Annotated in this window: 28 protein-coding genes and 1 riboswitch; of the genes, 9 read left to right on the top strand and 19 right to left on the bottom strand. The window is 48.4% G+C overall.

Annotated features, from left to right (window positions below; all coding sequences use genetic code 11):
• Positions 1-11 precede the first annotated feature (11 nt).
• On the bottom strand, positions 12-983 hold the full coding sequence (locus ACX1C1_RS19465; RefSeq protein ID WP_458957731.1) for a 2-hydroxyacid dehydrogenase: 972 nt from the start codon (positions 981-983) through the stop codon (positions 12-14).
• Between the two features lie 83 nt (positions 984-1,066).
• Between ACX1C1_RS19465 and ACX1C1_RS19460 the strand changes: the two genes are divergently transcribed.
• Positions 1,067-1,219, top strand: coding sequence for a hypothetical protein (locus tag ACX1C1_RS19460; protein WP_458953830.1), 153 nt, complete (start codon positions 1,067-1,069; stop codon positions 1,217-1,219).
• A 146-nt stretch (positions 1,220-1,365) separates the two neighbouring features.
• Here the strand turns inward: ACX1C1_RS19460 and ACX1C1_RS19455 are convergent, their stop codons facing one another.
• Positions 1,366-1,791: a GNAT family N-acetyltransferase gene (locus ACX1C1_RS19455; RefSeq protein ID WP_458953829.1), complete on the bottom strand. Its 426-nt coding sequence runs from the start codon at positions 1,789-1,791 to the stop codon at positions 1,366-1,368.
• 179 nt (positions 1,792-1,970) lie between these two features.
• Between ACX1C1_RS19455 and ACX1C1_RS19450 the strand changes: the two genes are divergently transcribed.
• The 3 genes from ACX1C1_RS19450 to ACX1C1_RS19440 all read left to right on the top strand — a co-directional run bounded on the left by ACX1C1_RS19450 (position 1,971) and on the right by ACX1C1_RS19440 (position 5,119).
• Positions 1,971-2,945 (top strand): cation diffusion facilitator family transporter, encoded by a 975-nt coding sequence (locus tag ACX1C1_RS19450; protein ID WP_458953828.1) that lies wholly within the window; start codon positions 1,971-1,973, stop codon positions 2,943-2,945.
• A gap of 84 nt (positions 2,946-3,029) precedes the next feature.
• Positions 3,030-3,833 (top strand): (2Fe-2S)-binding protein, encoded by an 804-nt coding sequence (locus ACX1C1_RS19445; protein ID WP_458953827.1) that lies wholly within the window; start codon positions 3,030-3,032, stop codon positions 3,831-3,833.
• Positions 3,834-3,895: 62 nt separating this feature from the next.
• Positions 3,896-5,119, top strand: coding sequence for a chloride channel protein (locus ACX1C1_RS19440; RefSeq protein ID WP_458953826.1), 1,224 nt, complete (start codon positions 3,896-3,898; stop codon positions 5,117-5,119).
• Here the strand turns inward: ACX1C1_RS19440 and ACX1C1_RS19435 are convergent.
• Together ACX1C1_RS19435 and ACX1C1_RS19430 are read right to left on the bottom strand one after the other, a co-directional pair.
• Positions 5,101-5,979 carry a radical SAM/SPASM domain-containing protein gene (locus tag ACX1C1_RS19435; RefSeq protein ID WP_458953825.1) on the bottom strand — a complete coding sequence of 293 codons (879 nt, stop codon included), beginning with the start codon at positions 5,977-5,979 and terminating at the stop codon, positions 5,101-5,103. The genes ACX1C1_RS19440 and ACX1C1_RS19435 overlap by 19 nt on opposite strands.
• 43 nt (positions 5,980-6,022) lie before the next feature.
• The gene (locus tag ACX1C1_RS19430; RefSeq protein WP_458953824.1) at positions 6,023-6,478 is read right to left on the bottom strand and encodes a thiol-disulfide oxidoreductase DCC family protein; all 456 of its coding nucleotides are present in this window, start codon (positions 6,476-6,478) and stop codon (positions 6,023-6,025) included.
• A gap of 113 nt (positions 6,479-6,591) precedes the next feature.
• A riboswitch (guanidine-I (ykkC/yxkD leader) is annotated at positions 6,592-6,700 on the top strand.
• Between the two features lie 120 nt (positions 6,701-6,820).
• Here ACX1C1_RS19430 and ACX1C1_RS19425 point away from each other — a divergent pair.
• Complete coding sequence (locus ACX1C1_RS19425) at positions 6,821-7,213, top strand: DMT family transporter (RefSeq protein ID WP_458953823.1); 393 nt, start codon at positions 6,821-6,823, stop codon at positions 7,211-7,213.
• Entirely contained in the window at positions 7,210-7,524 is a 315-nt protein-coding gene (locus ACX1C1_RS19420; RefSeq protein ID WP_458953822.1) for a DMT family transporter, read from the top strand. Before ACX1C1_RS19425 ends, ACX1C1_RS19420 begins: the two co-directional genes overlap by 4 nt.
• A gap of 91 nt (positions 7,525-7,615) precedes the next feature.
• On the opposite strand, the gene ACX1C1_RS19415 is transcribed toward ACX1C1_RS19420, so the two are convergent.
• From ACX1C1_RS19415 to ACX1C1_RS19400, 4 genes are all read right to left on the bottom strand, one after another.
• Positions 7,616-7,834 carry a cold-inducible protein YdjO-related protein gene (locus ACX1C1_RS19415; protein ID WP_458953821.1) on the bottom strand — a complete coding sequence of 73 codons (219 nt, stop codon included), beginning with the start codon at positions 7,832-7,834 and terminating at the stop codon, positions 7,616-7,618.
• A gap of 120 nt (positions 7,835-7,954) precedes the next feature.
• Positions 7,955-9,040, bottom strand: coding sequence for a lactonase family protein (locus ACX1C1_RS19410; protein ID WP_458953820.1), 1,086 nt, complete (start codon positions 9,038-9,040; stop codon positions 7,955-7,957).
• A gap of 87 nt (positions 9,041-9,127) precedes the next feature.
• Positions 9,128-9,766, bottom strand: a complete 639-nt coding sequence (locus tag ACX1C1_RS19405; protein WP_458953819.1) for a DsbA family oxidoreductase — start codon at positions 9,764-9,766, stop codon at positions 9,128-9,130.
• 148 nt (positions 9,767-9,914) lie between these two features.
• Positions 9,915-10,568 carry a cell wall hydrolase gene (locus ACX1C1_RS19400; protein WP_458953818.1) on the bottom strand — a complete coding sequence of 218 codons (654 nt, stop codon included), beginning with the start codon at positions 10,566-10,568 and terminating at the stop codon, positions 9,915-9,917.
• A gap of 258 nt (positions 10,569-10,826) precedes the next feature.
• Here ACX1C1_RS19400 and xerS point away from each other — a divergent pair, with 258 nt between their 5' ends.
• Positions 10,827-11,921, top strand: coding sequence for a tyrosine recombinase XerS (gene xerS, locus ACX1C1_RS19395; RefSeq protein ID WP_458953817.1), 1,095 nt, complete (start codon positions 10,827-10,829; stop codon positions 11,919-11,921).
• 43 nt (positions 11,922-11,964) lie between these two features.
• Here xerS and ACX1C1_RS19390 read toward each other — a convergent pair whose 3' ends face one another.
• Entirely contained in the window at positions 11,965-12,486 is a 522-nt protein-coding gene (locus ACX1C1_RS19390) for an ADP-heptose synthase (RefSeq protein WP_458953816.1), read from the bottom strand.
• Between the two features lie 164 nt (positions 12,487-12,650).
• Between ACX1C1_RS19390 and ACX1C1_RS19385 the strand changes: the two genes are divergently transcribed.
• Positions 12,651-13,631, top strand: a complete 981-nt coding sequence (locus tag ACX1C1_RS19385) for a YpdA family putative bacillithiol disulfide reductase (RefSeq protein WP_458953815.1) — start codon at positions 12,651-12,653, stop codon at positions 13,629-13,631.
• Positions 13,632-13,717: 86 nt separating this feature from the next.
• Here the strand turns inward: ACX1C1_RS19385 and ACX1C1_RS19380 are convergent, their stop codons facing one another.
• The 9 genes from ACX1C1_RS19380 to ACX1C1_RS19340 all read right to left on the bottom strand — a co-directional run bounded on the left by ACX1C1_RS19380 (position 13,718) and on the right by ACX1C1_RS19340 (position 23,501).
• Positions 13,718-15,091: a DUF4129 domain-containing protein gene (locus ACX1C1_RS19380; protein ID WP_458953814.1), complete on the bottom strand. Its 1,374-nt coding sequence runs from the start codon at positions 15,089-15,091 to the stop codon at positions 13,718-13,720.
• Positions 15,088-16,212, bottom strand: a complete 1,125-nt coding sequence (locus tag ACX1C1_RS19375; protein ID WP_458953813.1) for a DUF58 domain-containing protein — start codon at positions 16,210-16,212, stop codon at positions 15,088-15,090. Before ACX1C1_RS19375 ends, ACX1C1_RS19380 begins: the two co-directional genes overlap by 4 nt.
• Before the next feature lie 4 nt (positions 16,213-16,216).
• Entirely contained in the window at positions 16,217-17,194 is a 978-nt protein-coding gene (locus ACX1C1_RS19370; protein WP_458953812.1) for an AAA family ATPase, read from the bottom strand.
• Positions 17,195-17,217: 23 nt separating this feature from the next.
• Complete coding sequence (locus ACX1C1_RS19365) at positions 17,218-18,141, bottom strand: polysaccharide deacetylase family protein (RefSeq protein WP_458953811.1); 924 nt, start codon at positions 18,139-18,141, stop codon at positions 17,218-17,220.
• Positions 18,142-18,153: 12 nt separating this feature from the next.
• Entirely contained in the window at positions 18,154-19,140 is a 987-nt protein-coding gene (locus tag ACX1C1_RS19360; RefSeq protein WP_458953810.1) for a phosphotransferase, read from the bottom strand.
• Between the two features lie 34 nt (positions 19,141-19,174).
• On the bottom strand, positions 19,175-19,840 hold the full coding sequence (locus ACX1C1_RS19355) for an MOSC domain-containing protein (protein WP_458953809.1): 666 nt from the start codon (positions 19,838-19,840) through the stop codon (positions 19,175-19,177).
• A gap of 432 nt (positions 19,841-20,272) precedes the next feature.
• The gene (locus tag ACX1C1_RS19350; protein WP_458953808.1) at positions 20,273-21,964 is read right to left on the bottom strand and encodes an APC family permease; all 1,692 of its coding nucleotides are present in this window, start codon (positions 21,962-21,964) and stop codon (positions 20,273-20,275) included.
• Between the two features lie 120 nt (positions 21,965-22,084).
• Entirely contained in the window at positions 22,085-22,693 is a 609-nt protein-coding gene (locus ACX1C1_RS19345; RefSeq protein WP_458953807.1) for a DUF3298 and DUF4163 domain-containing protein, read from the bottom strand.
• An 82-nt stretch (positions 22,694-22,775) separates the two neighbouring features.
• Complete coding sequence (locus tag ACX1C1_RS19340; RefSeq protein WP_458953806.1) at positions 22,776-23,501, bottom strand: phosphonate ABC transporter ATP-binding protein; 726 nt, start codon at positions 23,499-23,501, stop codon at positions 22,776-22,778.
• A 151-nt stretch (positions 23,502-23,652) separates the two neighbouring features.
• On the opposite strand from ACX1C1_RS19340, the gene ACX1C1_RS19335 reads away from it, so the two are divergent.
• Entirely contained in the window at positions 23,653-23,877 is a 225-nt protein-coding gene (locus ACX1C1_RS19335; RefSeq protein ID WP_458953805.1) for a hypothetical protein, read from the top strand.
• A 57-nt stretch (positions 23,878-23,934) separates the two neighbouring features.
• On the opposite strand, the gene ACX1C1_RS19330 is transcribed toward ACX1C1_RS19335, so the two are convergent.
• Positions 23,935-24,705, bottom strand: a complete 771-nt coding sequence (locus tag ACX1C1_RS19330) for an N-acetylmuramoyl-L-alanine amidase family protein (RefSeq protein ID WP_458953804.1) — start codon at positions 24,703-24,705, stop codon at positions 23,935-23,937.
• Between the last annotated feature and the right edge of the window lie 119 nt (positions 24,706-24,824).

The following is a 24,824-nucleotide window of genomic DNA, read 5'->3' as shown; positions in this document are numbered from 1 at the left end:
GATAGGCGTAATTATGTACGGAATTCAGGTACCAAGCAAGGCGGCGTCTCACCCTTTAAAGCTGCGATCAGATTTTGTGCGGCAACGTGAGCCATTTCGATACGCGTTTTCGTTGTAGCTGAGCCTATATGCGGGAGTGCCAGCACATTCGGATATTGTAATAGTGGATGCGCGGCATCGATCGGTTCCTGCTTGTACACATCAAGACCTGCTCCTCGTATGAAACCTTGCTCTAATGCTTCCTCAAGAGCATCTTCATCAATAGTTGCTCCTCGCGACACATTAATAAAGATGCCCGAACGTTTCATCCGCGAAAACTGCTCTCGTCCCATCATATTTTTTGTCGCATCAGTTAGCGGAGCCAACATGACAACAAAATCCGATTTCTCCAGCAGCTCATTTAGTTCTGAATAAACCGCTCCGAATTGCTGTTCAGCTTCTGGTTTACGCGTCCGATTATAATAGAGCACATTCATGTCAAATCCGAACCGCGCTCGTTTCGCTACCGCTTCCCCTATTCGTCCCATGCCGATGATGCCGATCGTCGCATGATGTACATCGACGCCAAATAAGTTCTCGCCATCTCCGCGCTTCCAACTCCCGTCACGCACATAACGATCGAGCTCAGCGACTCTTCGTGCTGTTCCCAGCATAAGCGCAAGGGTCAGATCGGCTACAGTATCGTCGAGCACATAAGGGGTATGCGTACCGATGACGCCATGACGTTTCATTGCGTCGATATCGAAATGATTGTATCCGACTGAGATCGTGCTCACGACTTTAAGATGCGGTGCAGCATCCAACAAATCGTCGTCGATTCTGCGGCCTGCAGTCAAGAAGCCATGAGCATTCGATAATCGCTGACGTAATTCGTCACTCGTAATCGTATCTCCTTCACTCCACATATCCAGCTCGCAATGATCTAACAGCCAATTTTCTACTTCCGGCACTAGCCAACGGTCAACGAACACATGTGGTTTCAACATTCAACACTCCTTAGCTGCATCAAGAATAACTTACCTGATCGTGCTCTCTATAGAAAAACGAAGTAACGGAAAAGATAATCATGTTTCGCGATTATCCCTATCTAATGGATGGAGGTTATCAGACATGGCTCGTCATCGACAACATCGACACCCATCAATGGCTGGCAAGAACTTCGCGTATTCAGTCCGCTCTCAACATGCAGAGAACCAAACGGCAGCTTCAACGACCATGAATCGAAATCAAAAGGGACATACGCCAAACAGTCCTTCCACTGGTTAGAACAGGATAGGTCGGCTGCCGGCTAACAATCATGCAACTTTCACAAGATGCTTCTTTGTTGTCGGCAGCTGTTTCTTGTTGGTCATGCAGCATGAAGCGCTATAACGACTTAATCATTCTTACATGAGGTATATTTTCTTCCATAAAGGTATCCGAATCGACTGTATATCCAACTCGTTCATAGAACGGAGCTGCTTGGGTTTGTGCATGCAGCTTGGCGCGTGTCAATCCTTGTTCGCGAGCGATGGACTCAAGACCATTCATAATCGCGACGCCAATCCCGCACTTACGAAACTTTTCTTTTACACAAATTCGTTCAAGTTTAGCCATACCGCCGAGCTCACGAACTCTTCCTGTACCAGCCGGTTCTCCGTCATATTTCACAAGAACATGGCGTGAAACTTGCTCATATTCATCAATCTCAGCCTCTACAGGAACGCCTTGTTCTTCTACGAACACTTCGGTGCGAATGGCATACGCTTCTTGCAATTGTTGGTCATCCAGTACTCTCTCTGTTGTGATCATATCATTGACTCCTTTCCATTACTTATTATTATAGATGGTTTGTCCTCGATTGCCAAAAGAATCATGACTAACTTTTATGAAAGATAGCCTTGTTTTTTACATGAATTTGGATTGATCTATGGAAGGAATAGGCATATAATTACTTGTAAATTTACGGTAGATGGAGGAGAAGACGTTAGATGAGCAATTTTATGAAATTAATCAAGCGAGGGAATACATCCTCCGGTATTGCCGCTCTCGGCAATACGGGGCTCGCGATTGTAAAGGCGATCGCCGCATCGATAAGCGGCAGCGGTACGATGTTTGCTTCAGCTATGCATACGGTGGCAGATGCAGTGAACCAAGGCTTTGTATTCTTTGGCAGTGTTCTCGCTGAGAAAAAACCGACAAAACGATTCCCGACAGGCTTCGGGCGCGTCGTAAACCTCTTCTGTATGGTGGCCGTCATCGTGGTGACCATCATGGCCTACGAAACCTTCCATAAAGGAATTAAGCTTCTCAAGCATCCGGAAGATGCTACCAACTTCTGGCTTAACTTTGTCGTCTTAATAATTGCGATCGTCATCGACGGTTCTATCCTAATCAAGGCGATGAAAGAAATTATTAAGGAAACCAAATCCGATGCCAAAGGCTTCGCCATCTTTGCAACGGCCTTCCGTAATGCGGGACGCGCCGCGCCGCCTACAAGACTTGTCTTCTACGAAGATATCGTTGCCACATTCGGACAAGTTCTTGCTCTTATAGCTGTTATGTTCGCCGAATTTACGGACTTTAAACTGCTTGATGGTATCGCAACTATCCTCATCTCATTCCTTATGATCGGTGTTGCGTTCAAAGTGGGTTACGACAACATGGTCGGTTTAATTGGGGTTGCCGCGCCCAAGGATGTTGAAGATCGAATCAGCGGCATGATTCTTTCTGTACCGGATGTAACGGACATTGGCAAAATGCGCATTGTACAAGAGGGTCGTGCTTACCACGTCGAAGCCTATATTGAGCTTCGCAAAGGACTTTCGCTTGCCGAAGCGACAGAGATCAAGAATCGTGTCATCAATCATCTGTTACGCGATACGGATATTGCCGACGTAACGATAGGTATTATGGATGACGACGGTATTATTAATTGGACGAAACCTGCACGGACGCTTGCATAATGATTGACAGAACATCCAGCCGCACCTATAATGAGGTCGAACTTGAGAATGGATTTCATATAGCTGCAGGCTGGGAGGCTTATTATGACAAGCAAGTTAGATTTCACGATTATAGATAGCTTCTACCATATATCGCCGCATGGGTTCTCTGAACCACATGCAGAATGGCCGGCTAAGGATCTTCTTGATCCAGATGTGGCCAAAGACGTGCTGAATCGCACAGGCATGCTTTGGAAAGCTTGCGGATATGAGCTCCCTGTCTCCTATGTCGGTATTACCATGTTTAATTTTTGCGTAACTTCCTTATTTTTCAGCGCAAAAGATAACGTCTGGGTCAATTTCAAGCTAGAGGATATGACGTTCCAGCTCGAGCAGCACGACGATCATGCACATATCGGATATCGATTGGATAAGCTTGATATCGTGCCATTACCTGCTGACGAGAACGAGCGGCAAACCTTCTTAAATTCCGCTTGGCCGCAATGGATCGCTGAAATGATTAAACCTTTTGTTGAAGGTATTGCACGCGCAGGCGGACTGAAAGCAGAGATGATATGGGGCCAATTCGGCGCTCAGCTGTTGTCCACGTTGGAATATGTGAGCAGCAATCTCGGCGTGCCAGCTCTAGTGGCGCGTATCGAAGCTGATCTGCCGCTCCTTCAAGCTTTGGATCCTGAGTGCTTCGGACGTAGACGCAATCCTTTCATACATAAGCCAAGATATGTAGATAATCCTTGGTCGCCACCTGACGGCACGTATATGCTGCGTTCGGCTTGTTGTATGTTCGATCATCGCGAAGACGGCCAAAAATGTTATAATTGCCCACGGATGTTGCCCGAAGAGCGGGATGAGCGGAGAAAGCTTGTTCTGGCCGAAACTCAGTCATAAGCACAAAGCCGACATTCGTCATATGACAGATGTCGGCTTTTCATTCAACGGCGGGAGGATTAATGATTAATATGCCCTCGAAACAAGTCATACATACTGTCATCCGCTGGATCGCCCTCTCGCTTGCGGCTGGGTTAACCGGCGGCAGCGCATCTGCATTTTTTTTGACATCGCTCGAGACAGCTGCGCATTTGCAAGGACGCTTCCATTTTCTACTTTGGCTGCTGCCAGTCGGAGGAACTTTAATTAGCTTATTGTACATCAAAATTGGAAAAGAGAGCGCCCGAGGCAATAATCTGTTATTTGAACAGGTACATGACGGTACTGGTCAAGTTCCACTTCGGATGGCCCCGCTTGTATGGCTTGGCACAATCATTACCCACTTATTCGGCGGTTCAGCGGGACGTGAAGGGACCGCTGTTCAACTCGGCGGCAGTCTGGCTGGCACAATTGGCAAACATCTCTCTCTCTCATCAGAACAACGCCGTTTGCTCATCATATGCGGGATTAGCGCGGGATTCGGTTCCGTATTCGGAATTCCGCTAGCGGGTGCTGTCTTTGCTATCGAAGTTTCTGCACCAGCCAGGCTGAGGCGTATGGCGTTGTTCCCCTCTTTGCTGGCGGGATACAGCGGACATTATGTTGCACTCGCTTGGGGCGCGCATCACGTTCATTACGCGATAGGCTCCTTACCGCCCATCACTTGGCTCTCAATCGTTTGCGTATTGGCTGCAGCTATCATGTTCGGTGGCGCAGCCAAAATATTTGTTATCCTGTTAGCTTGGATGAAATCCGTCTTCGCTCGTTTGATCCCTTATCCTGCGATGCGCCCGTTCATAGGCGGACTTCTCATTATAGCTATGGTATATGGTATCGGAACAAGAGATTATCTCGGACTTGGCTTGCCGCTTATGGAACACGCCTTCGCAGAAAGCTCTGACCCTTGGCAATTCATCCTCAAGCTAATGTTTACCATCGTAACGCTTGGAGCCGGCTTCTATGGGGGTGAAGTTACCCCATTGTTTGTGATCGGCGCTACTCTTGGAAGCGCGTTGTCCCCGCTATTATCGCTCCCGGCATCATTCCTGGCAGCGTTAGGGTTATCTTCTGTATTCGGCGCGGCGTCTCGTGCTCCTATCGCTTGCTTCATTCTTAGCTTGGAGTTATTCGGAGCTGGTATTTCCGGAGCTTTCTATTTTGCACTGGCTTGCTGTGTGAGCTTTGCAGTTGCCCGAGGACGGGGCATCTACGAGTCTCATGTCCGTTATTATGTGCCGAAGCGCTGACGATAACCACACTTGCGGCACAGCTCTTCGACGGCTTCTCTGCGGGAGAAGCCGTCATAGATCCGGGTAGCTCGCTCTCCCTCCACGATATCCGCGAAGTTCGACTCATGAATGTTTCCTAGGTCAATGACACCCTCACCATCTAGGCAACAAGGTATCACGGTGCCGTCGATTAATACCCCGGCTTGATTACGCAGCGCATAACAGAACCCTTTGCCGTCATCCTCTGGTTCCTTCAGATCCGGCCACTTGAATTCTGGATCCTGATTCAGATAGATCCGTTCCGCGATCTTAACGCCTGTACCTGGTTTGAATTTCTCTTCTATGTGGTAATCCAATCCGTAAGCCTCTTCAATCATCGCAAGAAGCTCCCTGTTCTTGTCCTTCTGCCGATTGATATCATTATCCATATCCAAATTCCACAGCCGGTAAGATACAATCAAGTCGCTTTGCTTCGACGCAAGGCTCACGAAATCCAGGATTGCCGCTAAATATCCGGCCTTATCCTTGGAACCTGCGTGTCCATCAAAACTATGCAGCGAGAAATTGATTTGACGAAGTGCAGGCTTGCCAAGCAGCTTCTCCCTATTTTTAGTAATGAGAGTCCCGTTTGTCGTAATATTTACTTTGAAGCCCTTCTCATGGCTAATATCCAGTAATTCATCTATCTTGGGATGCAGCAGCGGCTCGCCTTTAACATGAAAGTATATATAATCCGTAAATGGTTTCACCTGATCCAGTGTCTTCGAGAAGTCCTCAACCGAAATAAAGCCTTTGGCTCGTTGCGTTGGCGGACAGAAATGACAGGATAGGTTACAGATGCTTGTTGTTTCAATATAAAATTTCTTAAATCGTTTCATTAGGCTGCGCTCCATCTATATAAAAATAATAAAGGATTGTCGATTAGAATCCATCTGGCAAATAACGTTCGCGTACGGCTGCTGTCGGTATCAGACATTGATCAGATTTCCCGAACCACTTGTACCGATTGCGCGCTATATAACGATAAACTGCATTCCGGATTGGCGATGGGATAATCATTAATGCAAATACAAGTGATCGCCAGCCACCAAGCCCTCTGACCACGCGTAAAGCTGCGCCTGACTCCGTGTAGTAATGCCCGTTCTCTACAAGAACAAACGAATCGAATCGGTTAAGATCTCCCCTATAACCCGCTTCCAATAAAGTACGATGCCCTGCCGACGATTGCAACGCCGCGAATCGGTATCGAAGTTTATGATCATGCCGCACCAAGTACCGCGTAATAGACTGACACAAGTGGCAGTATCCATCGATCAACACAATCGGTGCCTGATCTCGGGCCACAGGAGCAACCCCGCTATGTCTAACAAGTCTCATGACGGACGTCGACATCCTTTCATAACCTTCATTCCCTCATCCTATCATAGATTAGCCAAAGTTGCACTTGACCCCCATACCCCCATGGACTATAATCTAGTGAACCGAATATGGAAAAGGCGTTCTAGGGTTCCGTGGCGTTTCTCGCCAGCCTGGTCCGAGGGAATGCGCGCAGCTGTGTGGCAGATGCGAGGAACACGGAGGGACAAAAGCCCGGGAGATATCGATTACGATATTTCTCGGGCTTCTTATTTTTGTCTCCTGTACCGAATTCCCCGAATAACATTTGTCATGTGATCCCATGCTAGGTTACAGAATGATCGAGAGAGGAGTCTGGATATCATGTTGAAAAATAATAACAAATATTGGATGCTAATTGTGTTAGCCGCTTGTTTCGAAGTTGTATGGGTTATCGGCTTAAAGCACGCCAACAGTTCGATGGAGTGGCTCGTGACCATTATTGCGATCGCTGTAAGCTTCGGCGTATTAATATTTACTTCTAAGAAACTGCCTACGAGCACCGTTTATGCCGTCTTTGTTGGTCTAGGTACAGCTGGCAGTGTTATCGCAGAAATGACCATGTTTGATGTTCCGTTCCGCTGGAGCAAAATCGGTTTTATTACACTATTATTGATCGGCGTCATCGGACTCAAGCTCGTGACTCACGAGAAAGGTAACGATGCGGAGTCAACGCCTGATCGAGGGGCATCACGTTCAGGAGGGAAAATAACATGAGCTGGATTTATGTCATCATTGCTGGATTGCTTGAAGTAGTTGGCGTTATCGGGATTTCCGAGGTTAACAAACGTATGTCGCTTCGCAATATACTTCTGCTGTCTGGCGGATTCATTGCTAGTTTTCTTTTTATGTCGCTTGCTATGAAGGAGCTTCCCATGGGAACTGTTTATGCCATCTGGACAGGAATCGGGACGGTCGGCAGCGCGCTTGTCGGAATGCTGTTCTATAAGGAACCTCGTACTACCCTTCGGCTGCTGTTTATGGGACTGGTCTTGAGCAGTGTCATCGGACTTAAAATGATCGGTTAATGACAATGACAAAAACACCCCTCCAAGAGCAAGTTGCTCATGTGAGGGGTGTAACCTTTTGTTGTTCTTTATCAAGCAATGGTTTAGGTGTTTAGAACTCGTTTTTCGGCTTGCGCGGCGTAGGTTTTGCTTTGTTCTGTACAGGTGGCAGATGTCTCATGCTTCGATGCATTGGACCCTTGCAGATGGGACATTGCTGCTCCGTTGCTGCAAATTCATCGCGTACCCAAGCTTTGCATTCCGTATTTTTGCATTTCCAAATCTTCGTAGGTTTTAAGTTCGGTTTGGTGCCATCGCTAGTTGTTGTCACGTATGTCTGTAATTCCTTTCTTCTAGCCAAACAATGTTATGCTATTTGTTTCACTTACTTTATTTGCTTCATTTGCTTAGTCCATGTAAGTATCTTCGCTCTATAGGCAAACGGATTGCGTTACGCCAGGTAGACGGGTACAACGCATACCGGCTTGCTAGTGTCCGAAGTTTGACCGGTAAAGTGCAGCATTCCGGTGTCTTGATTGATCTTGTAGCTAACCAGATTGTTGCCATCTCTATTTGCAACGATCATATACTTCCCGTTAGGTGTCAATGCAAAGTGTCGCGGATGACCGCCTTCCGTCGAAATATGTTGAATCGCGCGAAGCGATCCGTCATGAGGGTTCACCTCGTACACGACAATGCTGTCATGACCACGATTGGAGCCATACACGAATTTTCCGTCGCTTGAGATCGTAATTTCGGCGCAGCCGTTTTCGTCTGTGAAGCCTTCTGGCAACGTGCTGACCGTCTCGATCTCGGACAATACACCGCTTTGAGAATCGTAAGCAAATGCCGTTACCGTCGAATCAAGCTCATTAATGACATACGCGTAACGACCGTCTGGATGGAACACGAAGTGACGCGGACCTGCCCCCGCATGAATGATCGTTTCGTTATGTTTCACAAGCTTGCCTGCTTCTGCATCGACTTGATAAGATATAATCCGGTCCAAACCTAGATCCTGAACGAACAAGAAACGCCCATCCGGACTGTAAAAGCTGGAATGCGGATGAGGTTTATCTTGTGGGTCCGTGTCAGAGCTGCTCCCGCTATGTTGAGCTACGTCCAATACGTGCCCGATGGAGCCGTCCTCTTGAATCTCTGACAGACCGATCATGCCTCCATGATAACTAGTGAAGGTCAAGAAACGACTGTTGGCGTCACGTTGTACGTGACATGTTGTGTTGTCCACCGTTGCGACGCGATTAAGCTCGGACAACGCTCCTGTTTCCTTATCGATTGTATAGGAAACCGCCTCCCCTGCCTTCTTGCCCTGATCATTTACATAGTCCGCTATCGCGTACAGACGACCGCGAGCCGCATCTACATTCAAGAATGTAGGATTGCTTAACCCGTCATACTGATGACGCTTCGTCAATTGACCCGTTTCCTCGTCGAACGTAAACACTGTTACTCCTTGGTCGCTTTTCCCCGCGTAAGAACCAACAAATACATATAGTTGTCCCTCATGATTAGCCAATCAGGTAACCTCCCCACTAACGTGATCTATTGTGCGCATACCGATGGAGTTCCATCCCCCACGTATACCGATATTGTTCAGATCGGTTTAAGAACGTTCTGCCCAAGCTCTTCTGAGCGTCTCCAGGAATACCTCAGGCTGCTGTGCGCCAGAAATGGCGAATTTGCGGTCGATTACAAAAAACGGAACGCCTCGAATGCCAAGTTTATTACCTTCATCTTCTTGAGCTCTTACGGTATCCGAATACTGATCCGATAGCAGCACGTCCAATGTCTCGGAGCGTTCCAAACCAACCTCTGCAGCCAGATCAGCAAGCTGTTCCGAATCATCGATATTTAGATTGTCTGAGAAATACGCTTTGAGCAGACGTGTAGACATGGCTGCACCTTTTCCTTGTGCTTCTGCATAATGCGCTAGCCTGTGAGCCTGAAAGGTGTTAAGAGACAACGTACCTTCCATGCGGAATGTCAATCCGACTGCCGCTGCTTGCTGAGCTACCCATTCACTTGAGGCCTTTGCTTGCTCTAGGCTCATCCCGTATTTTTTCGAAAGCATCTCGATCGTCTTGACGCCTTTGGAGGAATCCGTGTTTGGGTCGAGCTCAAAGCTGCGCAATTCCGTTACAACACTGTCCTTATGTTCAAACTCGGCCAGCGCTTTTTCATATTTGGTTTTGCCGATATAGCAGAACGGACACACATAATCCGACCAAATTTCAACTTTCATTATTGCACCTCCTCATATGTACCGATCTATTATAGCATGTTCCTATCCCGTCGACGAATTCAGAATTTTTGTAGCTATCCATCAAAATAAAAATGGCTTTCGCGCATATTGAGCGCAAAAGCCACCATTTATTTACTGCAGAAAATGATTAAACCGCAAATATATGTCGACCGATCTTTCCAATTTGCTTTCTGGACCAGATCCAGGATGATGTTGCCGTGTCGGGGTTAAAATAATAAAGCGCGCCTCCAGACGGATCATAACCACGCACAGCCTCAAGCGCCGCACGGTAAGCTGTAGCATCCGGCATCAAATTATATTGCCCATCGTCAACCGCCGTGAACGCTCGCGGCTGTTCGATTACCCCTTTCACTGTATCGGGGAAGCCTTGGTGTGCAAGTCGGTTCATGACAACAGCACCAACGGCCACTTGACCTTTATAGGGCTCGCCTCTTGCCTCTCCATAGATAATGCGTGTTAGCAAATCAAGCTCGTTTCGGTTCACTGATACTTTCTTGAGCATTGCCCAAGTATCAGGTCCGGCAATCCCATCTGCCTGAAGTCCATAGTCACGCTGGAACAAGAAAACGGAGTGACGCGTTACGGCTCCATAATACGATGTAATACCTTCGTTGAAGTAACCAAGCGTCTTAAGCCGATATTGAAGATCCGGCACATCCCCGCTAGTGACTCCGTATTTAAGCGTTGTAGGTGCTGCTGCTGATACTGGCTGAATTACGGCTCCGAGCGTCATTGCTATCAAGACGGCGACCATGGCGCCGATTTGAAATTTCTTTTTCATCCGGGCATCATGCCTCCTATTGTTTTTTTGTCGAATGTCACGCGGCTTCATCATGCGACTCGATAGAGTGTAACATAGCATCTCGATATATGTAACCGAAAAACAAAAATTACAACTATTTGCTATTTTCAAATACGTTTCGCTTTTTCCCTAAGCTCATGCGTTATAATCCCTGTTGTTACCATACCCTGCCGTTGATACAATAGAGCAATAAGGATCGTCAGAGCTTGACGACGATAATGGGATTGGGGGACAAGCATGAACCTGCTGAAACAAAAGGACCGTGATGAGCTGGATGCCAAGCTGCCGTCCATGCCTTGGTACATCGAACAATTCATTCAATACAAACTGCCGGACTTATCGCCGTCCTCACTACTCGAATACGTAAGAGATTACGAAACATTTATGAAGTGGTTAATGGCCGAAGGACTGACGCAAGGGTCAACTTTTAGGGAGGTTACGCTTGCTGAGCTGGAAGTGCTGCGGATGGAGAGCATCGATAATTATCGCATGTTTTTGTCCACCTATAAGCCGGAACGTAATAATCGAACAACGATATCCCGCAAACTGTCATCGCTTCGTTCCTTGTTCCATTATTTGAGTCAGATTGCCGAGGACGATGATTTCTATCCGCTTCTGAAGCGCAACGTGATGGCCAAGGTTACGATTAAACGTACGCACAAACCAAAGGATACTGCTGCTAAGCTGGAGGGCAAGCTCCTTCAAGAAGAAGAAATCGCGGAGTTCATGCATTACGTCGAGGTTCAGTACGGCGCAGATGTGGCCAATAACAAACAAGCGCATTATGCCTTTGAGCTTAACCATGTCCGCGACGCTTGTATGATCGGCTTTATTCTCCATTCCGGGCTTCGTGTTTCGGAGCTGGTCAATTTGAATGTGGATGATATCGATCTGAAGAAGAAGCTTTGTTATGTGTATCGCAAAGGTAAAAACGATGATACATTCAAGACTCCGGTCTACTTCCGTCAGAATGCGATTGAATTACTGAATGCGTACTTGTCTCTAAGAGAAGTACGATACAAAGCGCCGCGCAAAGAAAAAGCGTTGTTTCTCGCAATCGCCAATGGACGAAATGAAGGCTCTCGCATGACGAAACGAGCCATTCAAGCGATGGTCATCAAATATGCCAAACGATTCGGAAAGCCTTATCTATCTGTACATAAGCTTCGCCATTCCTTCGCAACGGATTATTATTTGCAGAACGATATTTATAAGACGCAGGAGCAGCTTGGACATGCATCCCCCGAGACAACACAAATCTATGCGCATCTAACGGACAAAACGATGTCTGAGGCCATTGATCGCAGGCAAAAAGAGGGCAAGCAGGACTGACGCATTCGTCGCGTCAATCCGCTTGCCCTCTCATCTTCTTCCTCTATAGCTCCATATCTACAGGTGCAATACCTTCCTCCACCGCAAACTCAAAATCTTCGATGTCGTACACTTGTACAGGAACTTCTGCTTCGATCAGTTTATCTTGGAATTCATATTGGTCGGACAATAGCGGCACACTGAGCTTCAGGCTCGATAATAGAAGCTCAGTTTCGACCGGATCAAAAATCTCTCCATATTGTGCATTGTCGACCGCATTGACGATCGTGAATTGAATATTCTCGCTGAGCAGCAGCGGCGCACTCTCACGCCATGGCACCTGCAGCGCTTTCTCGATCTTCTTGCGGTTCAAGGAATCCTCAAAGAATTGGATCAGCTCGTTAATTTTCGTCTTGACATGTGCATCATCATCCGGATCGTCCATCACTGGAACTTCGCTGTCGCGCATATCATACAGCTCCGCAATCGACGTATATGGAATGACGTAATCTACGGGACGACTCGGGACGAGCAGATGACCATACGTGGCAACCATTACTGCTTCTATAACAAACCGTCTACGCATGGCTTCTCCCCCTACTTGCGCAAGGTCGATCCTTTGAATCGATCTGCGTTTCCTCCTATTATACAATATTCTTTAGGCTGTACAAGATAGACATTCGCCAAATTTGCCATGCAAAGTGAGCAGCGTTACAATATAGAGATGTTGTTTTTGGGAGGTCATCCATCATGTCTAAGGAATCAGCCATTATTATCGGTGCAGGTCCTTGCGGGCTTGCTGCGGCAATTGAGTTGCAACGAGCAGGCTTGAATCCGCTCATCATCGAGAAACGTAATATCGCTTTCTCCATTTCGCAATACCCTACGTACATGAGCTTCTTTAGCACAGCTGACCGTCTTGAGATTGGCGATGTCCCTTTCACATCCGCTAACGAGAAGCCATCGCGTATCGAAGCCTTACATTATTACCGTACGGCGGCTCAGCGGCACGAACTTCGGATTCGCCCTTACGAGACCATAACCTCGATTGACAAAACGGAGGATGGTTCATTCTATCTAAGCGGTCAGGATAGATTCGGAGCGCCTTTATCCTATACGTGCCAGAAGGTCATTATCGCAACCGGATACTTTGATCATCCAAATCTGCTAGGCATTCCTGGTGAAACAACGGAGAAGGTCAGCCACTTCTTCCGCGAAGCCCATCCATATATCGGCATGGAGGTCGCCATCATCGGTGGCCGTAATTCTGCAATCGATGCGGCGCTAGAACTGGAGCGGGTTGGGGCACATGTGACGATCGTCTATCGAGGAGATGACTATTCACGAAGCATCAAACCATGGGTACGTCCAACAATCGAAAATAAAGTGGAAAAAGGAGCAATCGCGATACGATTTGGCTCGCGAGTTGTCGATATCCAGCCTCGATCTATTACGATCGAATCTTTGAATGGACGTACGGAACTGCCGAACGATTTTGTTCTCGCGTTGACCGGCTTCCATCCCGATCGCCGATTCCTGGAATCTGCCGGTGTTACAATGGAGGAAGCGGGCTATCCAACTTTTAATGAAGAAACGATGGAAACCAATATCCCAGGTATTTATCTTGCAGGCGTTGTTGCATCCCGGCATGAAGCCAATGAGATCTTTATCGAATCAGGACGCTTCCACGGTAACCGAATCGTTAAGCATATCAAAAGTACGATCTCATAAACATTTGCAATTGCAATCATCATAAACCATGCAAACGCCCCGCTCCGATTGAGCTAATCGGTAGCGGGGCATTATGATTAGATAGATTACTTCCGTTTAGAGGGCTTGGATTTACTCGCTGCAGACTGTTGTTCGACATAACGCCTGTATTGCTCAAGCTCATCTTCGCTTGGGCTCTCTCCACCGTATCTCACAGCATCGTATCCGCTCGCGAAATGTAAAGCTTTTTTATGCTCCCCTTCGCTCCTCCTTAATTCGTTCATGGTTTGTGCCGTTTCCAGAGGTGTTAGATACGCCTGAGGACTGTAGCCTTGTTGGATCCCTACACGCAGCCACTTTCTATACAACCATCTCATTCGCTCGCTTCGAGATTGCAGGGCTTCCCAAGCAGGCTCATTGTCGCCGGCGCGGCTTTGTTGATTGCGGAATCGGTTTTTCAATTGATCCCGCCATTTGGTTAACGACATTAACTTTTCGACTTCATCCGTATATGCGTTATCATCTGCTTTTATTACGGATTGACGTTGGAGCAGCTTGTCCAGCCACTTGCGCATTAACACTGCCAAGCGTCGACCTAACCAATACAATAGAATCAAAACCGCGATGACAATTACAATCGTAACAATAATCTTCAGAAGTTGCTCCAGCAATACGAGAAACTTCGAAGGTTCCCCCGTATCCGTTGGCAACGGCATCTCTTGAGGCGGCGGTGACGGTTGCTCTGACGGCGCCTGCGGCTCTTCTCCACTACCAATCATACCAAACAAACGTTTGATCGCAGCGAGCAAGGTATTCTCAAGCCATTGTTGAATCTGACGGAACGCTGCAAAGATTGCCATTAGCAACGTCAAACCCGCTAATAACAAACGATTACGTTTTGTTGCTTCCGATAACGTCTTCGACTGGGAACCATCAACAGACTCGCCTATCAGATGGCGGTTGTTAACGACGTTAATGAATAATATAATAGAGGCGATTCCGCATGCTGCTATCCATAATCTCCATTCTGCCAAATCATGCAATACCCAATAGGATAGCGGAATACATATGATGTATGACATGATGCCGACACTCATATGGACCGAATGGAACGTTGCGGTCCATCCTCTCCGTATCATCGCGGCACCGCGTTCGGCAGACAAAATGCCTAACAAGATACAGGCAATCCATCCCAAATAATCGGTAATGGCTTGTGACAATACGACTGTAATTGCGCCAAACAACGATGCCAACAATAACGATATAGACCACCGAGTAACCGTTCTCATCTCTGATCTAGCTTGGGTAACTGCGGCCCCTATAACATAAATAATTAGCAGAGACATGCCCCAAGCTAGAGAGTGATAATCAGGAAGCGCATATTGACTGACGGTCAGCCAAATTGGCAAATAGAATAGCAGCTCCGTTGCTCCCCTGCCAATCGCGCGGCCCCACTTCTCTACTGCTGAGCTCGAACTCATGACCCGAACCTCCTGTCCGGTAAAGTTGCGGCGGCTGCAAGCTCCTTGACGGATGGCAGCTGCCATACCGTAACCGCATGGCCGACACCTCTTAATCGCACAGCTTCCCGCTCGAGTTCATCGTTCCAGTACGCAGAAATGACGAGGATATCCAATCCGCTTGTCTTACTCCCCGCTTCGCGAGCCAACAACGAATGGAACGGTTCTGTTCGCTCAAGCTTGAGCCTAGCCATCATACTGTATAATCGATAGAGCTGCTCATGGCCGCTGCTCGGCGTTTCACGAACCGATTCCCCTTCACCTTGCACGGCCATGTTAGCAGCGAAACCAACCTCCATCCCTTCGCTGATAACGGCTAGCACAGCTCCAGCAGCCCATTCGATACCTAACTCGATTACCTCTTCGTTCGTCACGCTGCGCCACATGGATTCGACATCCTCTACATTAAGGCAAATCATGAGCGTTCGGTCCGCTGTAAAATCGTATTGGTGTACCTGTAAGGAGCCTGCTCTCGCTGTAGCCTTCCAGTTTACTTGACGATAAGAATCACCCGGTTGATACGCTCGCGCACCTGCCACCACAAAGGGATCGGGCACAATAAACCGCCTTACTTGCGTCTCTCCCTGCCAGCTGTGATGCGGCAATTCATGGACTGGCACGTCCGCAGGTTTCGGATATACTAACAAATCACCTTGCAGCGGAACCTGCTGGGATGTCCCCGTCGTCCCGAGCAAGTCACCGGCTGTCATCGTAATGGAGCTTAAAGAATAGCTGCCTCTGCGTGTCGGCGTCAATCGATGTGTGCGAGTAAGCTTCGTATATGGCGCGAGACTAAAGAAGCTTCGGTGATTCTGATAATGCTGACCGCTGCTGACCGCGAAATTGTCCGCTCCACGAAACTTCAGGAATGCTGAAAGCTGTGATTCTGCACGCAGCCAAGGTACCGGCAGCCACTTTTCGTTCGACAGCTCCTCAATCAGCTCAATCTCTTCTCCACGAACGCAGGTGCTCTTCTGGAACCTGCGCGTATACTTTAATCGTCTGAGCGAATAGCGGCGGAATATTGTCCCTTGAACAAATAAAATAAGTCCCGCCGTCAACAGAAACCAGAAAAAAATCATGTCGTTATCCCGCTGGAACGGTTAGTCCCGCTTCTGTCGGCACTTCCGTTCCTTTAATGATATTATCAATTATCCGCTCCGCTTCGCCTTGCGAGCCACGAGCCATACCACGAAGAGAAAGACGGTGAGCCATGATTGGTTTGGCCATCGCTTTGACATCATCAGGCGACACATAATCTCGTCCTTGAAGAATGGCATACACTTGAGAAGCTCTTAGCAATGCTTGACTGCCACGCGGGCTGACGCCGATTGCCACATCCTCGCGGTCTCTCGAACGTTCTACAAGCTGCAGCAGATACTGCAGCACATCATCATGGACAGTTACCGAAACATACCGTTTTTGCGCGGCCTCGATCTCCGTTGCTCCTGCTACAGCTTCCAGGCTCGCAAGTGGATCCTCCGACTTGAAGCGCTTAAGCAGCGCGAGCCCCTCTTCATTTGTCGGATATCCCATCTTCACCTTAAACAAGAAGCGATCGAGCTGAGCTTCCGGCAATGGGAAGGTACCTTGATGCTCCACGGGATTCTGAGTCGCGATGACCATAAACGGACGGTCTAGCACCTTTGTCTCGCCGTCAATGCTGACCTGACGCTCCTCCATACATTCTAACAAGCTGGATTGCGTACGTGGTGTGGCGCGGTTGATTTCGTCTGCGAGCAGCAGATTCGTGAATAGAGGCCCCGCTCGGAATACGAAATCATTACGCTTCTGATCATAGAAGTGGATACCGCTTAGATCGGATGGCAACAAATCCGGCGTGAATTGAATCCGCTTGAAGTCCAGCGACAACGATCTCGCGAAAGATTTGGCAAGCATCGTCTTGCCGGTGCCTGGTACATCCTCTAGCAGCACATGTCCCGTCGTAATCAATCCGATGAGCAATAGATCAATGACTTCTTCCTTGCCTACGATTACTTTCCCGATATTCGCTTTAACCTGTTGAGCAAGCTCTCTGATGGGCTCGAATGATGATACCGGCATTGAAACTGCACTCCCTTCTAGTTTTATTGACCTTTACCATTCCGTTCGCGCTGCAACTTTTGAAGCTCGCTCCAACGAATTAACTGGATTCCCTCGTTTTTCAAGTGCGCCTTCATCTCTTCATCCTGGAATATATTAAATTCCATGACCCGCTTCTCGGGCTCAAGGTGGAAGATCGTTAGTTCTTCGTTTTCAATGGACGGATGGATAATAAGCTCAGTCACGCCAGGCTTCAAGCTGGAGAGCATACCCTTCATCGACGACTTGAAGGAGTCATAGGTTTCTCCCTCTTGCTTTCGGAATGGCAGCCCCACCAAATAATCCAAAATGACAACGCCTTTGGAATCGGCCAGCGCCGCGACTTGCCGCGCCTGCTCTTCGACATGTGGCGGAGCGACTTGACCAGGCTCCGGCGTAACATATCGCGGCAGACGGAATGGCAGTCCATACTCCGCACATACATCCAATACTTCTGCCATAAAGTGTTTGCCTGTCTGCAAGCCGTACAAGCTTCCCATATGGTTATCCGCATGAGAAGGGTTCATCCCTAATGATAGCGCTCTTTCAATTTGACTAATAAGCTCGATCTTCACCTGTTCCGCAGCCGCCTGCTCTTCAAACGACTTGGAATCGTCCGGGAAATAACCTTCCTTCGTGACGAGCGAAGACACATCCGCATGTTTTGTTACGGGCCCCCACTTATACGGTCCCCATTCGCTTGTGAACGTAAAGTGAATGCCAACATCGAACTGCGGTCGCTCTGCGCTCCACAGTGCCCCTTCTCTCGCCCATGCGCAAGGCGTCATAATGGTTGCAGAGCTAATATCACCCGACTCCAGCAGCTGCTGAGTAGCTTTATTAACCGAAAGACTCAGACCATAATCATCGGCATTAACCAGCAACAGCCGAGCTCCTTCGTTGTATCCTAATGATTGTGCAAGACTCATTCTCGTCTCCTCCTAATAAATGGGTTTATGTTTGGATATCCATTCGCAACCAAATGCGCATCTGTCTACGATGCCGGCGAGAACATCCGGACCGTCCAGACCTTCGGAGTATCGTACCGCGAAATGAAGGGTGATATCGAGCAGACGAAGCTTCATGAGTGTCGGCAGCAAATTCCGTTCTTCAGCGTTCAACGGAACGACTTCTTGGAATGCATCATGGACAGCTCTCAACCGTTCGGAGATACCGTCGCCTAGCTCTCGTCTCAGCAGATCCACCATCACGACTGCCAGCTCCATTGCGCGTGAATCTAACGTAACAAATTCAAAGTCCAGCACACCGGATATTCGTTCACCAAGATGAAGTGTATTGCCGCAGCAAATATCGCCGTGAATCCATTGTCTCGGCAAGTCGGCTACTTGATTGCAAAGTGAGAGCAGTTGCTCTCGCTCACGCTGAAGCAGCTCAAATGACTTACTCAAGTGCCGGAAAGCAACATTTTGGTCCGCAATGGCAAGAAAGCGGTGTTTGTCCATCGCGGCATACGTAATACCTAGCTCATAATAGGGACTGTATTGCGGGTTGTCTATATTATTAATGTCATTAAGCACAAGGCTGATCTTGCCCGTTGCGGTTCCGAGCTCCTTAATCAGGATAATGTTATCCGGATCCGGCCGCTCACCCTCTATATAGCGGAACAAACACGCAAGCTTGCCCTCTGGTAATACCGATATGGTGTCGCCGATTCGATTAACTACAGGATCAGGCACCTGGAATCCGAGCTCACTCCCAGTAATCGCCTTAAGTACCTGATGCTCAAGCCGTACCGTAGCCATATCTTCATGATTATTGTACAGTCGGAGCACAAATTTGTGAGCACCGCAATTTACAATCCTAGTCGTGTTATTCATCCCGCTGGCTGCAGCAGCTTCTATGGTGTATGGGGCATGCCAATCATAGAACTGAGTCGCCGCTTGAATCTGTTCTTCTAAGCTTGCCAAGTAAGGCGTCCTCCTCTGGTATCATCAGGCTTGGTCACGTCTGCAGCTTCGACAGTCGTCCTTGCAGCTGCTCTTGCCAGCTTTGTGCAAGCTCAGTTACGCTTAGCAATCTTTGAATAGCCTGCATATTGTCCTTTTCATGGTACATAATCCGGTTGGCTTCCATAATAGACAGTGCTGCTGGATGCCTCTCAGCGATTACGAGCTTCATCCCTTGTTGCAGATTACCTTGTTGCAATACCCGGAAGTAGAAACCCGAATATCCCGTCTCTCGTACGAGCATCGGAAGCTCGGGCCAATCATTGCGGAGTCCGAGCTTGAAGCATGGCTGCCGCGGTTGGCTGACTTGTAATACGGTATTGCCGGATTCGACAATGTCTCCAATACACAACGTTTCTTCTGTCCATTCGGAAATCGTCAAATTTTCGCCAAATGCGCCGTGTTTGAACGTTCTGCCAGTCGTAGTTTCCCAATAGGCGTAACGATGAGCGAAGTAGGCGCAAATCGCTTTATCCGGCCCGCCATGATTAACTGGATCACCTTGCCCATCACCCTCAATGCCGGTTAAGCCTGCGTAACAAGCATCATCCGTTGGATGTTTAAAGATGCCGCTTAGTACCTCTTTAGAGCCGTGAGCAATAAGTGAGGGCATGCCGACTTGAAGGGAAACAATGACAGGTACAATCGCCGTAAGTGACATCTGCTTGTCCTCCTTTACGAATATCCGTCCTTTCTATTATAAGCCCAGTAGGGAGATCATGGCAAAAAGAAGCTGCCTTATTTCCTTTATGCGGGAAATAACCTTTTTGAGATCAGATTAGAGACCATTACATCCATTTCCACGCTCGCTCATCTCCTTGTATTAAGCGCTTTCATTTACGAGAACAGCCAGAACTTCGCCTAATTCGACAGAATATCTCGTCGCGTTTTAAAAGTTGTCTGTCGAAAACCTCTCATTCCTGTAAAACCTTGCGCTTCCCCGGGAAATATACGTGTATTCGCATTGTCTATTTCCCGGTATTGAACTTATATTTCCTCAAACGGAGCTAATCATTTAATTGTCTGAACATTCTTAAGATTCCTGAATTTTGTTCGTAATGACCTTCGTTTCGTACAGTCGCAACCCCATTAATCAAGGATTGATATGTGTTTGTTCCTCACCTTTCACTTGCCTCTTCCGACTAGCGGATGATAATGGCATCATTCTGTTTTCTGCGCTTCGCACATGTCTGACGCTGGCCATGGCTGTTACCGCTAGCATAGTTGCCGCAGCCATAATGCCGCCGAAAGCATGAACCATACCTGCGGTTAACACAGCGCTTAGAAGCAGCCAGCATATCGCTACACTACGAATAGAAAAGCTCCAGCTTCCAGTATGCCAAGGAGCCAATTGGTCGCGCGTATACCCCATAGCCGCTCCCCCTACCCTGCCAGCCTTTTTGCGGGAAACTCGTTCCGTCAGCCAACTCAAGCCAATTGGGATTGCGCTAGCCAAGTGCATGGATACTATGGATGCCGAGACAAGCGGCAGGAAGGCTCCTCCAGGCTGCAACAGACCTACAGCCAGAAGTAAAATCCAAGCGGCGGCGGCGACAAACCAGATCGCCTGGAGCGGGAGATGATGACGGAAGGAGACGCTAGCTAATCTTGTCCCGAATGGCAGCGCCTCATCCCTAGCCATACTGAATACGACTCTCGAGCATGCCGTCATCGTCTGACAACCGCTTTGCCACAAGGAGAATAGAATCAGGATCGGCAGGATAGCTGATCCCCCCCATGCAGCCGCAGCGTATTGAATATAAGTATCCAATCCCTCAGCCCCGAACAGACCCGTTGTAATTAGCGGAATTCCATTCATAGGCAGGATGACGAGTATCATAAAAAACAGTAGAACATATAAGCCGATGTATGTATATGAAGTGGACAGAAAGATCGCCCAAGGCACGCGAACACGCGGCTCAATGATTTCCTCCGCTCCATGCGCCGCCCCGTCCATGCCAGTAAACATCCCAGCCAGTAATAAGATACCAACAATAATCATCAAAGGCTGGACAGAAGTCTCCATCGCGCTGTTAAGCCACTGATATACGGCCACAGGCGAATAATCACCAGGCCAGAACAACAAGACGAGACCAACCAGCATCGCACAACTAATAAGAAGCTGTAACCAAACCCCGCCTGCTTGAAGCTTGCCAGCCATTCGCGAGCCATATGTGCTTACGCAAGCTTGGGTCAGCACCCCCACTGCCGCTGCTGCTCCGAAAGTCAGCGCATTAGAGTCATAACCCAAGCGAGAAGCAAGCATGGCATCAGCTAGCCAAGCAAATCCGCCTACAAATAAAGCAAGCTTGGCCAGATAGCCCATGATTTGAAGCCATCCGGCACGGATCCCCCATTTCCTTCCGCCCAGCTGATATGCGGCATGATAGACGCCTCCTGCGGTGGGTACAGCCGAAGACAACTCCGCTATAGACACGCTGACGCATAGGGAAAACAACGCAATGAGCGGCAAGCCGATTCCGATAGCTGACGGCCCTGCAGAGGCCAGCACAGGTCCCAATAATAACGCCGTCCCTCCTACAACACCTATGGTGTTGATGGACATGCCAGCAGCCGCGAATCCGCCATTGGTTCGCCGAAGAAGCTGAGGTAATCCGAAGCGATGAAGATCGTTTTTATCCTGCGCAGCCTGTGTATCTTGACCAAATGAGGAGAAGCTTTGATAACGAGAAGAACGCAAACCTTGCTGTGCCTTCTTAGCAACCAGCATGCTGAATAAACATACAACAGCTGCGAGCAGCAAGCCCGCAAATGCAACAAACATGACGACACCCCCTACGGTAATTGTATGTTCGTTACATGCGCGGCATAACCTGTACCACCAGTATGTAGCATAAGGGACATAAGAAACGCCCTACCATTTGGCAGGGCGTTAACATTCAAATTATCCTTCAAGCATAGTTGCAAGCGGTCCATCATCGGCGATGATATCAGCCAACGCATAGACGGAAATCGGAAAGTACAGGAAGCCGTACACATATGCTGCCAGCTCATATAATTGAAAATAAATGACAAGGGATCGATCCGCCACATAAAAGGATTGATCCGGCGATATCGTCTTAAACGGCTCCAGCGGTTCAATATCTCTCGCTTTAATACCAGCAGCCACTATTTCACTTATCCGCCCGACGTAATCACTTCCAGGCTTAAACAGCTGCTCAAGCTCGTAAGTATGACCCGTCGATGCCCGGAAAGTTAACGAACGCTGAAGTGTCATGCCATGAGCCCCGCCGGTAAATGCATAATTAAACAAAGAGACGCTGAACACGTCCTTCTCATTTGTTTTGACTTCGAAGTAACCCAGCATCTGCGCATTAGGATCCTCTAGACTACCCTGATCACGAACGAGCTGGCGAACATGAGCTACGATCGTTTCGTTAATTAACACATCCGCTGCCGGATTGGATCCGCCAGAAACATGAGGGTACGTGATCTCCGCCTTGGGAAAGGTCGATTTGACCGATTGCACGACAAGCGGATTCTGACTAGGCATAGATGAACACACCTTTCATCCTCGATAGATGGTTTATTCTATGCGATCCGTTGCCTATCCCAGTACACTGTCATCCTTCCAGCTACAGTAGCTGCTTCTCCCGTTCAGTCAACCGGCGTCCATACACATCAAATACCAATTCGCCTTGATTAAGTCCCAGAATCCGATCGGCATAACGCTCTGCCCAGTCTCCTTGGTGCAATACGGCGATGACGATAATCCCTTCCTCTTTGCAGAGCGTTTTGAGCTCGCCAAGCACAGCATCCGCGGCATGTGGATCGAGACCAGATACAGGCTCATCCGCCACGATAACCTTGGCACCATGAACTAGCGCCCTCGCAATCGCCATCCGCTGACGCTCGCCGCCGCTTAAATGTTTGGCTTTCATATGCGCTTTGTCGATGAGACCGCGCTTCTCAATCATATCCATGGCGCCCATATAATCATCGTTACGCATCATTCCTGTCCATCTGCGCCATGCCGGCGTTTGACTAACGGAACCAATGATCACGTTTTTGAGTCCGGTTTTGTCCGGATTGAGATAAGGCTTCTCTTCCAGATAAGCAACTTGACGCTTGACCTTCAGCTTGGCGGACAATCCTGCTGTTAATACATCTTTCCCATCGAATTGGTAGCTGCCGCTCGTCCAGTTCTCCTGCAAAGCAAGACACTTCAACAACATCGACTTGCCGCTGCCGCTCGCTCCCTTTACCGCGATAAAGTCTCCTTCGTAAGCATCGAAGCTAATACCGCCAAGTACTTTGGGTCCTCCGGGAATACGTTTTGTCAATCCTTTTATTCTTAGCATCTTCTGCTCCCCTTCTGCAGCTGCACGCGCTTCTATAAATCTAGTTTACGTGAAATAAAAAACACTTTCCACACGAACAAATGTTTGGTATAATCAAAATAAGAACAAATGTTCTGAACTTTCACATTCCTTATAAGGAGGCTAGATCACCATGAACATCAACTGTGAGAATTTCCGCTACGTCGAGAGGGTGCGTCCGAACCGCGATTTGACTTTCAAGTTTTACAATGACGGAAGACTTGTTATCATCGATAACAACACGGAGGAGGTGATCAGTCCCAAGGACTTGAGAGGGGACAGTCGTGACTTCTACGTTCGCAAGCGTATCGCCTTTATTAAGAATCAACTGGCTGCCTCGCAGCTCAAATATGCTTGACCCGATATACACCAAGAAGGAGGGAACAATCGTACCCTCCTTCTTCCGAGCTATTCATCATTCACCTGACTGCGTTATCGTCTCCATATAGATCTTAATCCCGTCCACGATCGCCTGCGCCATCCGCGTTTGTCCTTCTTCGGTCAGAAGAACGGCTTCTTCGGCTGCATTGGTTAGATATCCGCTTTCAATCAGCACCGAAGGAACCTGACTCAAGGTCAACACCTTCAGCTCATTGAGCCGGATTCCGCGGTCCTTGAAGCCCATCGCGTCAACCAGCTTGCCGTGAACCGACTCGGCTAGCAGTAGTCCGTTATCATAACGGTAGAAGGTTTCCGAGCCGGATACGCTCCCGTCTTCGTAAGAATTACCGTGAATGGACACAAAGGCGTCGGCCGGCCACTCGTTCGCCATGGCGGAACGATCCTCCAGCTTATAGAACGAGTCGTCCATCCGAGTCATACGAACCTCGAATCTCGAATCCTCCTTCAGCAATTCGTATACATGCATCGCGATGGCCAGATTGCTCACTTTCTCGAAGGTCCCGCTTACACCGGTGGTGCCGGGGTCCTTACCTCCGTGGCCCGCGTCAATTAGTACTTTGAATCGCTCGTCCTCTGCTGCCTCTTCTTCAAGAGAGTTGGAGCTATCCGAGCTGATGTGCACGGTGTCTTCCTCTTTCCCACCGAGTGCCACAGGCATCTCATTGCCGTTCTTCGTGAATTGGTTCGAAAATAACAAGATTAGACCCGCGGCCATAATCGTCATAATCATCAATAACTTAAGTCTAGCGAATCCCGAGCTAGCATTCTTCTTCTGCCTGTCCATTAGGCTGACGCCCTCCCGAAAACGAATGTGAATAGATCATGTCTCTACTACGTTATATCATCCGAAGATCATGGGATCGTCAACAACTTGTAACGAAATTGTCTCTATTAGAATTCTAA

The organism is Paenibacillus sp. strain BS8-2 (assembly GCF_054483835.1).
The sequence above is the reverse complement of the archived record's forward strand: the minus strand, read 5'-3'. Positions and strand labels throughout refer to the sequence as shown.

Coding starts and splice junctions, on each gene's coding strand:
- ACX1C1_RS19380 (WP_458953814.1), bottom strand. CDS start 15,091: ATGAGTTCGAGCTCAGCAGTAGAGAAGTGGGGCCGCGCGATTGGCAGG.
- ACX1C1_RS19375 (WP_458953813.1), bottom strand. CDS start 16,212: ATGATTTTTTTCTGGTTTCTGTTGACGGCGGGACTTATTTTATTTGTT.
- ACX1C1_RS19340 (WP_458953806.1), bottom strand. CDS start 23,501: ATGCTAAGAATAAAAGGATTGACAAAACGTATTCCCGGAGGACCCAAA.
- ACX1C1_RS19430 (WP_458953824.1), bottom strand. CDS start 6,478: ATGAGACTTGTTAGACATAGCGGGGTTGCTCCTGTGGCCCGAGATCAG.
- ACX1C1_RS19405 (WP_458953819.1), bottom strand. CDS start 9,766: ATGAAAGTTGAAATTTGGTCGGATTATGTGTGTCCGTTCTGCTATATC.
- ACX1C1_RS19330 (WP_458953804.1), bottom strand. CDS start 24,705: ATGGACAGGCAGAAGAAGAATGCTAGCTCGGGATTCGCTAGACTTAAG.
- ACX1C1_RS19365 (WP_458953811.1), bottom strand. CDS start 18,141: ATGAGTCTTGCACAATCATTAGGATACAACGAAGGAGCTCGGCTGTTG.
- ACX1C1_RS19445 (WP_458953827.1), top strand. CDS start 3,030: ATGACAAGCAAGTTAGATTTCACGATTATAGATAGCTTCTACCATATA.
- ACX1C1_RS19425 (WP_458953823.1), top strand. CDS start 6,821: ATGTTGAAAAATAATAACAAATATTGGATGCTAATTGTGTTAGCCGCT.
- ACX1C1_RS19350 (WP_458953808.1), bottom strand. CDS start 21,964: ATGTTTGTTGCATTTGCGGGCTTGCTGCTCGCAGCTGTTGTATGTTTA.
- ACX1C1_RS19450 (WP_458953828.1), top strand. CDS start 1,971: ATGAGCAATTTTATGAAATTAATCAAGCGAGGGAATACATCCTCCGGT.
- ACX1C1_RS19345 (WP_458953807.1), bottom strand. CDS start 22,693: ATGCCTAGTCAGAATCCGCTTGTCGTGCAATCGGTCAAATCGACCTTT.
- xerS (WP_458953817.1), top strand. CDS start 10,827: ATGAACCTGCTGAAACAAAAGGACCGTGATGAGCTGGATGCCAAGCTG.
- ACX1C1_RS19385 (WP_458953815.1), top strand. CDS start 12,651: ATGTCTAAGGAATCAGCCATTATTATCGGTGCAGGTCCTTGCGGGCTT.
- ACX1C1_RS19370 (WP_458953812.1), bottom strand. CDS start 17,194: ATGCCGGTATCATCATTCGAGCCCATCAGAGAGCTTGCTCAACAGGTT.
- ACX1C1_RS19390 (WP_458953816.1), bottom strand. CDS start 12,486: ATGCGTAGACGGTTTGTTATAGAAGCAGTAATGGTTGCCACGTATGGT.
- ACX1C1_RS19455 (WP_458953829.1), bottom strand. CDS start 1,791: ATGATCACAACAGAGAGAGTACTGGATGACCAACAATTGCAAGAAGCG.
- ACX1C1_RS19440 (WP_458953826.1), top strand. CDS start 3,896: ATGATTAATATGCCCTCGAAACAAGTCATACATACTGTCATCCGCTGG.
- ACX1C1_RS19335 (WP_458953805.1), top strand. CDS start 23,653: ATGAACATCAACTGTGAGAATTTCCGCTACGTCGAGAGGGTGCGTCCG.
- ACX1C1_RS19460 (WP_458953830.1), top strand. CDS start 1,067: ATGTTTCGCGATTATCCCTATCTAATGGATGGAGGTTATCAGACATGG.
- ACX1C1_RS19400 (WP_458953818.1), bottom strand. CDS start 10,568: ATGAAAAAGAAATTTCAAATCGGCGCCATGGTCGCCGTCTTGATAGCA.
- ACX1C1_RS19355 (WP_458953809.1), bottom strand. CDS start 19,840: ATGTCACTTACGGCGATTGTACCTGTCATTGTTTCCCTTCAAGTCGGC.
- ACX1C1_RS19420 (WP_458953822.1), top strand. CDS start 7,210: ATGAGCTGGATTTATGTCATCATTGCTGGATTGCTTGAAGTAGTTGGC.
- ACX1C1_RS19435 (WP_458953825.1), bottom strand. CDS start 5,979: ATGAAACGATTTAAGAAATTTTATATTGAAACAACAAGCATCTGTAAC.